General features: G+C 37.4%; 7 protein-coding genes. 6 read left to right on the top strand and 1 reads right to left on the bottom strand.

Annotation, left to right across the window (positions count from 1 at the left end; all coding sequences use genetic code 11):
• The first annotated feature begins 191 nt into the window (after positions 1 to 191).
• The 4 genes from NMG86_RS24620 to NMG86_RS24605 all read left to right on the top strand — a co-directional run bounded on the left by NMG86_RS24620 (position 192) and on the right by NMG86_RS24605 (position 2,137).
• The gene (locus tag NMG86_RS24620) at positions 192 to 410 is read left to right on the top strand and encodes a hypothetical protein (protein ID WP_026788109.1); all 219 of its coding nucleotides are present in this window, start codon (positions 192 to 194) and stop codon (positions 408 to 410) included.
• A gap of 109 nt (positions 411 to 519) precedes the next feature.
• Positions 520 to 1,080, top strand: coding sequence for a Uma2 family endonuclease (locus NMG86_RS24615; RefSeq protein WP_026795341.1), 561 nt, complete (start codon positions 520 to 522; stop codon positions 1,078 to 1,080).
• 74 nt (positions 1,081 to 1,154) lie between these two features.
• A complete protein-coding gene (locus NMG86_RS24610; protein WP_036843457.1) occupies positions 1,155 to 1,535 on the top strand; it encodes a DUF1823 family protein in 381 nt (126 codons plus the stop codon).
• Positions 1,532 to 2,137 (top strand): hypothetical protein, encoded by a 606-nt coding sequence (locus NMG86_RS24605; RefSeq protein ID WP_051319448.1) that lies wholly within the window; start codon positions 1,532 to 1,534, stop codon positions 2,135 to 2,137. The genes NMG86_RS24610 and NMG86_RS24605 overlap by 4 nt, the downstream gene beginning before the upstream one ends.
• A 95-nt stretch (positions 2,138 to 2,232) precedes the next feature.
• Here NMG86_RS24605 and NMG86_RS24600 read toward each other — a convergent pair whose 3' ends face one another.
• Positions 2,233 to 3,249, bottom strand: a complete 1,017-nt coding sequence (locus NMG86_RS24600) for a HEAT repeat domain-containing protein (RefSeq protein ID WP_052338585.1) — start codon at positions 3,247 to 3,249, stop codon at positions 2,233 to 2,235.
• A gap of 93 nt (positions 3,250 to 3,342) precedes the next feature.
• Here NMG86_RS24600 and NMG86_RS24595 point away from each other — a divergent pair, with 93 nt between their 5' ends.
• On the top strand, positions 3,343 to 6,009 hold the full coding sequence (locus tag NMG86_RS24595) for a pentapeptide repeat-containing protein (protein ID WP_043938950.1): 2,667 nt from the start codon (positions 3,343 to 3,345) through the stop codon (positions 6,007 to 6,009).
• A gap of 254 nt (positions 6,010 to 6,263) precedes the next feature.
• Positions 6,264 to 12,539: an AAA family ATPase gene (locus NMG86_RS24590; protein WP_052338584.1), complete on the top strand. Its 6,276-nt coding sequence runs from the start codon at positions 6,264 to 6,266 to the stop codon at positions 12,537 to 12,539.
• Positions 12,540 to 12,547: the final 8 nt, after the last annotated feature.

Below are 12,547 nucleotides of genomic sequence, written 5' to 3'. Positions count from 1 at the left end.
ATATCAGCATTTCTTGACCAAAACTGACAAAAATTGTGTAATATTAAATAGTGTTACATTAATTCCTGTCTTCGGTGCATTCTGATTCCTCATCCAACTGAGTTGTCTCAGTTTAAATGATAATCTGTATCACGGATGACAGAATTTTTCTATCAATCAAGTCGATACTATTGTTAAAGAGGTACAGAACTATGGCAAATTCAACCCTTGAGAATAACGCCGCTTCAGCTTCAAATCAGTGGGGTGAAGATTCTCAAATCTGGAAAAGTTTGAAAGTGGCGATCGCATCTAGTTCCGGTTTTCAACGCTGGGAATTAGAACGGGATTTAAACCTAATTGAACCCACCAATAATTTAGATCAATTAGTGAGTTTGTACCTACGCGAAACCCTGGAAACCTTAGCTTATTAAAACGTCGGTGTGAGTTTTTTAATCCATCAACAATTCCCAGAAACTAGGTTTCTCAAGATAGCCTCGAGAAGTCTAGTTTCTAATAATGATCAGATATAAAATGGATACAATGACTCCAGTTATTCAGCCTCAACTGACTTTAGAGGAGTTCCTGAAATTTCCCGAAACTAAACCAGCATCGGAATTTTTCCAAGGAAAAATCATTCAAAAACCCATGCCTCAAGGTGAACATAGTAGATTACAGGGTAAACTTTGTGCCGTTATTAACCAGATAGCTGAAACCTCAAAAATAGCCTATGCTTTTCCAGAGTTACGCTGTACTTTTGGGGGAGTATCTATTGTTCCAGATGTTACCGTATTTAGATGGGAAAGAATTCCTTTATTGCCATCGGGAAGAATTGTTAATCGATTTGAAATTTATCCTGACTGGTCAATTGAAATCCTTTCTCCTGAACAAAGCCAAACTAAAATTTTAGGTAAATTACTCCATTGTTTAAGCCAGGGTACGGAATTAGGTTGGTTAATTGATCCAGAAGCAGAAAGTATTTTAGCCCTATTTCCAGGGCAAAGAATTGAATTATATCAAGGTGAAAAAAAATTGCCTATTTTAGCAGGAATTGAATTAGAATTAACGGCAGAGATGATTTTTAGTTGGTTAAAATTGAGTTAAATTAGGAAAAGCGATCGCCCCAAAAGCAAAATTATGGTTAAATAGAGAATAGCTAAAAGATTCAATTTTTGACTATGACCCCTTCCCTGGAACTTCCCCCATTAAATACCGATACAATTTGGGCGATTATGAATCAAGATCTTGATGATGCTACTGTTAATCAATTGGTTTGGTATTATCTGGGATATCGGTATGATCCTGAAACCGATCAATGGGATGGGACAAATGCCGATCCCCATTGGAAAACCGAATATCCCGCACCTCCTGATTTTATCGAAAGTCGTCCCGCAACGGTAAAATTAACTCGTTCTATTCCCGCAGAGAATAAACAATTGCTCAAGGAAGAATTGGGTTTTAAGGGTTATAAAATCGGAGAATTTAACCCCAGAGATACTCGACGCGCCACCATGGCAAGTTGGTTATTATCCCAAATGAAAGAACTAAAATTAATATGAAACTATTAAAATTATTGGGTTTATCTATTTGTTTTACTGGAATTAGTTTGGTTTTAAGTCCGCTTTCCTCGGCTGAACCTACTAACAAAATTGTCGGAAACTGTGGAACAGAATCCTGTAAAACCCTCTGGAAAAAACTACAGTCTAATTTTCCTGAAACCACCCAAGATTATCAAAAGCAATGTTCACCACCTCAAAGATTAGGATTATTAGTTCATTCCAATGAAGATCAAAGTAAAGTTGTTTATTTCACTTGTTGGGAAGCTAAAATAGAGAGAGGAGAACGGCTGGGAATAGCACTCGGAGTTCTTCCTTTTCCTGGTTATGAACAAGAATTTGGCGTAAAAATAGCCAGTGATGACTCAAAAATTCAGGCTATTTTAAAACAAAATAGTCAACAAGTTGAACGCATGAGTTTTAAATGTGCAACCCATGGAGGTGATATTAATATTTTAGTGTCTGAGGACGGGAAAGAAACGGTCACATTGCAATGTTATTTTCAAACTGGGGTTATCTTATTCGACTCTAATAGGGATGGTGTTTTCGATGGTCAATATACTCGCGGTGCGGGTATTGATTTTACAGAAGAATTAAAGCTATAGCGTTAGGGAACAGGGAACAGGCAACAGGCAATTTCGTAATTCGTAATTCGTAATTCGTAATTCGTAATTCGTAATTCGTAATTCGTAATTCGTAATTACCCTAAAGGTTCATCACGACTATTAGTAGAACGCAAACGACTTAATCGATCCGTTGCCCATTTTGCCATTTCTTGAACTTCAGGATCAGGATCATCAATAGCTCGTTGTAAAATTTGACTCATTTGGGTGACTAAATCATAAATTCGGGTTAAATCTCGAATTGCATTTTTTCTGACTTCCGCATTTTCATCTTGAAGGGACAAACTTAACGCTCGGTTTAAGGGTTTTAAGGTGCGAGTTCCAATTTCTGAAAGAGCAGCTAAAACTAAACTGCGCTGATTTGAGTCAGAATTAATTAATAACTCTAATAAGGCTTGAATTGCCCGTGAATCTCCGGCTTGAGCCAGTTCCCAAATAGCATTATTCCTAATATTGGGGTTAGTCTGTTTTAAATCATTAATCCATTGTTCCTGGGGATCGAGTTTAGCCGGATACGGCGCATCTATTAATGAGGAACTCGCCGGGTATTCTGACCGTGGTGTATCGGTTTTAGAAATTTGTAATGTCGCCTCTGGATGACTATTCACTTCTGAGAACACAGAAGGTTGTCCCGGCTGGATCACGGTGGGGGCGGTTTGGGGCTGTTCCTTGACCGATGGAGAGGGTTCAGGGTGAGATTTAGGCAGGGTTTGCGCCTGAATATCAATAACTTTACCTTCTTCGGGATCGGAGGGACTGATTAGTCGAATTAAGATTAAAATGGCTCCGACCGTTATAATTAAAGCCCCTACTCCAAGAATTAATGTTTTTGAGGGGAGACGGAAACCCGATTTTTTTGGAGGTGGGGGTGTTTTAGCGTCTGGGGTAGGGGGTTTTTCTGGGTTAGTTTGGGCGAGTTGCCAGGATAAATCGGAACTCCCTAACGGGTTGGTGGAGGAGCGATCACTTGTGTGTGTCAGGGGTTCGGTTTTGTTGGCAACCGCGGCCATAGTCCTACTACTGAAGTAGGAAGTTCCACCCCAGGAGGCAATATAGACCAATAGAAATAGGGTCAGGCGATAAAAAGGAGCCATAAGACTCAATAAATTTGTGATCGGCTAGGGTGGATATTATGGGAATCAATCGTTTTGTTAGTTTAACCTGTAGCCGTAAGAAACCGGATAAAAATGATCGGAGATAGCAAATCCCAAGAACGCAAATTCATTGCCACTGAACCTCTATTTTTAGCAGGAGAACGGGCAGAATCTCAAGTTTGGACTGGCATTTCTCAAAGCTTTGTCCAACGAGATTGTATTGCCTATTGGCGCTATCCGATTTTCTCGAAACTGGGACGGTTTCGCAAGGAACCTGATATTTTAATCGTAGATGCAGAATGGGGATTAATTATTATTGAGGTGAAATCAATAACAATTGAGCAAATTCTAGGGATTAGAGGTCATTGCTGGGAACTACAAGAATCTTATACTACCCAAGCCAACCCTTATCAACAGGCTGAAAATCAATTATATGCTTTATTAGAATATTGCAATTTAGAGGAAATTCTCCGTCGAGCCGTTCCTGGTCGTGTATTGGTCGCCCTACCCCGGATTCTTGAATCTGAATGGCAGTATCGGGGATTTGACCTGTTACCGAGTTGTCCGCCAATTTTATTTAGAGAAGATTTAATCACAGAATCGGGGGAAACTGGGGAAAAGTTGAGTTTAATCGAACGGATCAAAACCGCACCCTTGCTGGCAAAAGGCGGGGAACTTTCCCCGGAACAATGGCGGGTGTTAAAGGCGGTAATTAGTGGGACGCCGTTATTTAGGACGCCGACTCGTCGATTTTTTTTGAGTCCAAAGGATTATTTGGAACCTTCTTTAACCCGTAGTGCGGTATTAGAAACGGTTAGAAAACGTATTTCTGAATTGGATTTACAACAGGAACAAATTGCTAAGGTGATTCCCCCAGGGCCACAACGCATCCGAGGAGTTGCGGGTTCAGGAAAAACTGTTTTATTATGTCAAAAAGCGGTGCAAATGCACCTTAAATATCCAGAGTGGGATATTGCATTAGTATTTTTTAGTCGCAGTTTATATGAACCTATTTTACAACAGGTGGATCAATATTTAAGAAGATTTAGTTGTAATCAAATTAGCTATGATTCTCAAAATTCTAAGTTAAAAGTTCTCCATGCTTGGGGAGCTAAAGATCAACAGGGTTTTTATAGAACTATTTGTCAATCGGCGGGGATTTGGAGCCAAAGTTTACAACAAACTACTCGTTTAAAAGCCAATGAATCTTTAGCAGAAGCTTGTTTACATTTATTGAAATCAGCTACAATTCCAGCTATTTTTGATGCGGTTTTAATTGATGAAGGTCAGGATTTTATGGTGGAGGATGATCTGAAATTTGAGGGAAAACAGCCTTTTTATTGGATGGCTTATCAATCTTTACGTCCGGTGACAGTTGCCGATGGGAATATTGGGGAAATTCCACAAAAAAGATTAATTTGGGCCTATGATGAAATCCAAAGTTTAGATAGTTTAAAAATTCCGACGGCGAGTGAATTATTTGGGGATAAGTTGGGACAGTTAGTAACTGGGGAATATAGCAATGGGATTCAAAAAACAGAAATTATGTCTCGATGTTATCGAGTTCCATGGGAAATTTTAACGGCGGCTCATGGCCTGGGTTTGGGATTATTACGTCCCCAAGGATTATTAACCGGAACTGCTTGGGTAGAAGATTGGGAAATGCTGGGTTATGAAGTAATTTTATCTAATCCAAAACTAAAGGAAAAATCTCTTGTTAATGCTTATTTGACAACAGAAGAAACCATTACTTTAAAACGTTCTGAAGAAAATTCCCTGAATCCTATGGCTCAGTTATGGAAAAAACCTTTAATTGAATTTGAGGCCTATCATTCTCGTTCAGATGAATTAATTGATTTAAGCGATCGCCTTATTTATAACCTAAAAATTGACGGGTTGCGCCCCAGTCGAGAAATTTTAATTATTGTTTTAGGAATCGGTTGGGAAGCTATACAACTACAAACCTATATTGCCAACTTTTTAATTCAGCAAGGCATTGATATTTTTATCCCTGGAACCTCTGATTGTAATATACTAAAACCTAGTTATAATAATGCCCATGGGAATCAATTTTGGTGTGAAGGTGGGGTGACAATTTCTCGGATTCATCGAGCTAAGGGACAGGGAGCAGATATGGTTTATATTGTTGGTTTAGAGCAAGTTGCGATCGCAGAAAATAATCTTAATTTCCGCAATCAATTATTTGTCGCCATGACTCGTTCTCGAGGTTGGTTACGATTAAGTGGTTTAGGTTCCTATCCGTTTTATGAAGAAGTTTCACAGGTGATCAAAAGTGGTAATACCTTCACATTTCCCCGGTTATTTTCACCTCAACGGGATATTAGTATTAGTACCAGGGGGGAACTGATGCGAAGATATGAAAACGGCGATCGCAATTTTCAAGGTATCGACCTATCTGGTCTGGATTTAACCGGAGTCAATTTAAGTTATGCTAATTTAATTGGAGCTAATCTCCAAAATGCCAATCTTACCCAAGCCAACTTAAAACAGGCTAAATTAGTAGTAGCGAATTTAAGCCAAGCGGAAATGACAGGTGCTAACTTACAGCGAGTCAAGTTAGTTAGTGCCAATTTACAACAAACCCGATTAAATTTTTGTGATTTGAGACGAGCAGACCTGAGCAATGCCGATCTCAGTCAAGCACAATTAATCGGTGCTAACTTAAAAGACGCTAATTTAAGTGGGGCTAATCTAGCTCTGGCTGACCTTTCCCGCGCTAATCTCCAGGGAACAGTTTGACACTGGGGTAAACTGCACAGAGGCGATTTTAACTGGGGCAATATTACCCGATGGTGGGATATTTGAGCCAATTCCTGAACAATCCTCACTGATCAACTATGATTAAAAGAGTTTGGGATGTCCGTTGCTAGTCAAGCATCAACCTTTAATCCCCAACCGCTTCGTAACTTGCCTTTATTAATCAATAACAACTGAACTGGTAACTGTTTATTAATCCACACCCCTTTCCGGTTTCGATAAGCGAGAATCCCGTTATGATTACTTTACCTGGCTATCAGATTCTTAACCCTATTTATAACGGATCGAGAACACTCGTTTATCGTGGAATTCGTTTGTCCGACCAGTGCCCTGTGGTGATTAAATTATTACGCAGTGAATACCCCTCCGTCGTATCGTTGATCGAATTTAGGAATCAATATCGGATTACTAAAAACCTAAATATATCGGGAATTGTTCCGATTTTGGATTTGGAACCTTATAGTAATGGGTTTGCCTTGATTATGGAGGATCAGGGTTATGTTTCCTTGGCAGATTATTGGGTGATTCGAGAATTAACTTTTGGGGAATTATTGAGAATTGCGATTGAAATTACCCGAATTTTAGAACAGTTATATCAACATCGAATTATTCACAAAGATGTGAAGTTGCAAAATATTTTAGTGCATCCCGAAACCCTAAAAATTCAACTGATCGATTTTAGTATTTCCACCCAATTTGACCGCCAAAATCAGGAATTTTTCAATTCCCAAGGGTTAGAAGGAACCTTAGCATATATGTCCCCTGAACAGACAGGAAGAACCCATCGAGGTATTGATTATCGAACAGATTTATATTCTTTGGGTGTTACCCTTTATCAATTATTCACGCGCAAACTTCCCTTCCAATCTTCCGAACCTTTAGAGTTAATTCATGCCCATTTAGCCCTCTTACCTTTGCCTTTAGTTGAAATCAGACCTTCTTTACCTTTGATGTTAAATAATATTATTTTAAAATTGATGGCTAAAAATCCAGAAGCACGGTATCAAACCCCATCAGGATTATTACATGATTTAGAATTATGTTTAGAACAGTGGGAAACAATCGGGGATATTCCTCTATTTCCTCTAGCCAGCATGGACTTAAATGATCGTTTTATTATTCCTGATAAGTTTTATGGACGGGAATCAGAACTAGCTCATTTAAGTTCAATTTTTCCAGAGATTCAATCCAGAATTATCGTTATTACGGGTCAATCGGGTATTGGAAAATCGTCCCTGGTTCAAGAGTTTTATCAAAAAACAATCCAAAATCAAGCTTATTTTATATCCGGTAAATTTGATCAATTTAGAAATAATACCCCCTTTTGGGGATGGGTACAAGGGATTAAACAGTTAATTCAACAAATCTTAACAGAAACTCCCGCAAAAGTTGAAGATTGGAAAACCAAACTAATGGAAGCATTAGGAGAAAAAACCCAGATTCTCGTTGATGTTATTCCCGAACTAAAATCTTTATTAAATCAGCAAGTTTTAACTCCTGAATTAGAAGCAAATCTTGATCAAAATCAGTTTAATCGTTTAATTCTCAGGTTAATTCAGGTCTTTGCTCAACCGCCCCATCCCTTAATTATTTTTTTGGATGATTTACAATGGGCGGATATAGAATCTTTAAGATTAATTCAGGTATTAATGAGTCCTGAAAATTCATCCCAATCCCTAGTTTTAATTCTAGCCTATCGGGATCAAGAAATCGGAGAAACCCATCCTTTAAGAGAAACCTTAAAAACCTTAGAAAATTTAGGAACTCCGATTGAGCAGATTGTTTTAAATCCTTTAGAAGCATCTGCCATTAATCAAATCATAGCAGAAACATTAGTTTGTTCCTTAGAATTAGCTCAACCCCTAACGAAATTAGTCAACCAACAAACCCAAGGAAATCCTTTTTTTGTGAGTCAATTTCTCCAGTCATTATATACAGAAGAACTAATCTGGTTTCATCCGCCTCAATCTTCCCTTGGTAATCAAGATTTACTGAGGGGTTGGCAATGTGATTTAACGGAAATCAAAACTCGTTTTGTCAATCCTAATATTTTAGATTTAATTATTCATAAATTACAACAATTACCAGAAGCAACCCAGGAAATTTTAAAATTTGCTGCCTGTTTAGGCCATCAATTTAATGCCTTTGATTTAGCAACGGTGACAGAAATATCCTATTTAGAAATCTTACAAGCCTTAGAAGTTGCTGCTCAGGCTCAATTGATTGTTATTGTTAAAGAAATTTATCCATTTTATTCCCTAGAAATGGGTGTAGATTTGGGTTCACAATTTGATCCCGATGAAACTTTACCCCTATTACAATCGGGAGTTGATCAATATAAATTTATTCATGATCGAATTCAACAAGCTGCCTATCTTTTAATTCCCAGTTCTCAACGACAAGCGACCCATTTAAAAATAGGAAAGTTATTATTAAATCAAATTCAAAAACGGTTTGATCAACCCATAGAAACAATTTTAACTGAACTTTTGCCAGAAACTTTATTGAATATTATTAATCAGTTCAATTTAGGCGTAGGTTTAATTAAAAATCTAAAAGAACGTCATCAGTTAGCCTTATTTAACTTAATAGCAGGACGCAAAGCAAAGATAACCACCGCCTATCCAACGGCCGTTGGACATTTAGCGATCGGGATGGGATTATTAACCGCCAACAGTTGGGAAACCGACTATCAATTAACCTTAGAATTATATACAGAAGCCACAGAAGTTGCGGCTTTAAGTCAAGATTTTGAATCCCTAAATGATTGGGGTAGGATTATATTAGAACAGGCTAAAACCCTATCGGATCAAGTTAGAATTTATGAGTTATTGATTCAAGGGTATAGAAGTCAACATCAAGATCAAAATGCGGTGAATCTTGCTTTAACTGTTTGTCAACAGCTTGATGTGAGTTTGGGAGATGATTCCCCTTTAGAATCTTGGCAAGAATTAAAGCAAAATTTTATCAATTATTTAGCGGGAAGATCCCCTTTAGAATTATTAGATTTGCCCGAATTATCCGATCCTAATTTAGTGAGTTTATTCACTATTTTAACCGCCAGTTTTCCTTCAGCTTACGTTACTATACCTGAACAATTTCCCATAAGGGTAATCACATTAGTAAATTTATCCTGTCAACGGGGAAATACCGCTTTATCTAGTTTAGTTTATGCAGCTTTCGGATTTATACTTTGTACCAAAGGAGATATAGAATTAGGGAATGAAATGGGAGAATTGGCTTTAGAATTATCTGCTAAATTAGGGAATTATGAGTTAAAAATTAATGTCAAAAAATTAGTTTATACCCTAATTAAACCCTATAAATATTCCTTAAAAAATCTGTTATCACCTCTACAACTATACTCATACCAAATTCAAGAACTTGGGAATATTGAACAAGGGTATTGTCTAGCTCAATCCTATATTGAAATAGCGGATATATTGGGTAAAGACATATCGGAATTAGAATCAGAAATTGAGTATTTCTTAAATCAGTTTCGAGATTTAAAATCTCCATCGGAACTTATGGTTATGACCCACTATGATCAAAAGTTACAAATTTTAAATGGGAAATTAGATCCCCAAACCCTACTGAATTTTTCTTATGTTGAAACCCAAATCCCAAAAATAAGTGAAATTGGACATTCTTCCCAGGAAATACCGTTCCAATTGGCTTTAAATTTTATGATTTTAACCTATAGATTAGGGAAATTTCAACAGGCGCGGGAGTGGTGTCAACAAGCCGAATTATATTTAGATAGACAAACCTATTTCATTTTCTTACCGATTTTTTACTGTTATCAATCTTTAATTAATCTAGCCCTCTATTCTGAATATTCTGGGGAGCAACAGGCTCGTATTTTAGAAACAATTTCCTTAAATCTTGAAAAACTAAAAATCTATGCTACCTTGACTCCGGTAAATTTTTCCCATTATTTTTATTTGGTAGAAGCCGAATATAACCGAATTCAAGGGAATTATGTTAAAGTGATGGAAGCCTTTGAACAAGCGATCGATTGGGCTCAAACCCATCAATTTATTCAGGAAGAAGCCCTCGGTTATGAATTAGCGGCTCAATTTTATTTAGATTGGGGAAAAGAAAAAATTGCTCGGGTATACCTAATTGATGCCTATTATGGTTATGCTCATTGGGGCGCTTTTGCTAAAGTTAAGATTTTAGAATCTCGTTATTCTCAACTGTTAGATTCTATTTTGGAACAAATTATTGTCCCTAAAACTGGAGTCACAATCAATACAAATACCGAAGAAACAATTATATCAAGTAGTAATGGGGGTTCGGCTGCTCTTGATTTAGCAACGGTGACCAAAGCCTCTCAAGCCCTATCTCAAGAAATTGATTTAGAGCAGCTTTTGAGGCGATTAATTCAAGTGGTGATTCAAAATGCTGGAGCAGAAAAATGTTGTATTCTTTTGTTTAAATCGGGCAACTTAGTGATTGAAGCGATCGCTAGTTTAAATCCTTTAAATGGGGACTCCATTGAAATTCATTCCTTATTAAAATCCCTACCCATAGAGGAGAGTGAAAACCTACCGCTTTTAATTCTGAATACGGTGATTCAAACCCAAGAATTTGTGATTTTATCCGATGCTCGTCAAGAACCGCGATATCGTCATGATCCCTATTTGGAACATCATCAATCCCGATCTATTTTAATGACTCCGATTAAAAATAGAGGAAAATTGATTGGAATTCTGTATCTTGAAAATAACTTAACAACCGCAGTGTTTACCCCAGAAAGATTAGAAGTTCTGAAAATCCTATTTTCTCAAGCTGCAATTTCCATTGATAATGCTAAACTGTATTCCCAGGTTAGAAATAATGAACGACAGATGACACAATTTTTAGAAGGAATTCCCGTGGGTGTTGCTGTTTTAGATCCCACAGGAAAGCCCTATTATACCAATCAAAAAGCTCAGGAATTACTCAAAACTAAAGTGATTCCTGGAGTGGTCTGTGATGCCTTATCTAATATTTATCAAGCCTATCTTAACGGGTTTCAAAACCATCTATCCTATGCCCCAATTTCCGATGATAATTTCTCTAATTCGACCCAAGACACCACCTTTATTTTAGAAGTCAATCAAGGAGATAAAACCATTTTGATTGAAAATTGGGTGACACCAACCTATGACGAACAGGGGGATTTAGCCTATGCAATTCTCGCCTTTCAAGATATTACTAAACGTCAGCAAACTGAACAAGCATTAAGACAGGCGGAAGAAAAATATCGCAGTATTTTTGAAAATGCTAGTGAAGGCTTATTTCAAACTACACCCACCGGACGTTATATTAGTGCAAATCCCGCCCTAGCCAGAATTTTAGGTTATGATTCTCCCTGGGATTTAATGTCGATGATTACTAATGTTCAAGAAGAACTTTATGTTGATTCCCAAAGGCGAAAGGATTTTAAACAATTAATTGATCAGCAGGGAGAAGTTTCAGGATTTGAATTTAAAGCCTATCGTAAAGATGGCAGTATTATTTGGATTTCTGAAAATGCCCGGGCTGTATTTAATGAGCAGAATCAATTACTTTATTATGAAGGTTTTGTGGTTGATATTACCGAGCGAAAAAAAGCCGAAGAAGATCGAATTCAATTTATGCAAAAACTCTCAGAATTGAATCTTCATTTAGATGAAGCCCTAGATTCTGAATTTGAATTAACCGACGCAGCGGCGCGATTTGTTCCCCATGAATTTCTTTCTTTTTTGGGTTATGAAAGTATTGTAGAAGTGCAGTTAGGGGCGGCAGTTCAAAAAGAAATGTCGATTTTATTTGCTGATATTCGGGATTTTACTAGCCTGTCTGAAGATATGACACCCGAAGATAATTTTAAATTTATTAATGCTTTTTTAAGTCGTATGGAGCCTGCAATTGTTGATAATTATGGGTTTATTGATAAATATATTGGGGATGAAATTATGGCATTATTTGGCGGATCTGCCGATGATTCTGTACGAGCTGGAGTGGAGATGATTAATCGACTTAATGACTATAATGAAACCCGCCAACGCCCCGATCGTCCCCCAATTAAAATTGGCATTGGCATTAATACCGGGGGATTAATGTTGGGAATTGTCGGGGGTAAAAATCGCCTGGATAGTACGGTGATTAGTGATTCGGTGAATGTGGCTTCTCGGATTGAAAATTTAACTAAAAATTATGGGGTTTCTTTATTAATTACCCATTGGACTTTTATGGCTTTAGAAGACGCTAATCAATATGCGTTTAGAATTATTGATCGGGTAAAAGTCAAAGGAAAATCCGATGCTGTTACTGTCTATGAGGTGTTTGATGCAGATTTACCCGAAATTAAAGCGGGGAAATTAATTACAAAAACTACCTTTGAGTATGGATTAATGCAGTATTATTTAGAACGTTACTCAGAGGCGGCACAGTTATTCCAAGAATGTCTGGATCGCAATCCCCAAGATCAAGTGGCTCAAATTTATTTAGAACGCTGTTTATCGAAAATGAGTAATGGGTAATTACGAAT

This window comes from Planktothrix rubescens CCAP 1459/22 (assembly GCA_904830895.1).
In the GTDB taxonomy this organism is placed as follows: domain Bacteria; phylum Cyanobacteriota; class Cyanobacteriia; order Cyanobacteriales; family Microcoleaceae; genus Planktothrix; species Planktothrix agardhii.
This window is presented reverse-complemented; position numbering and strand designations above follow the sequence as displayed.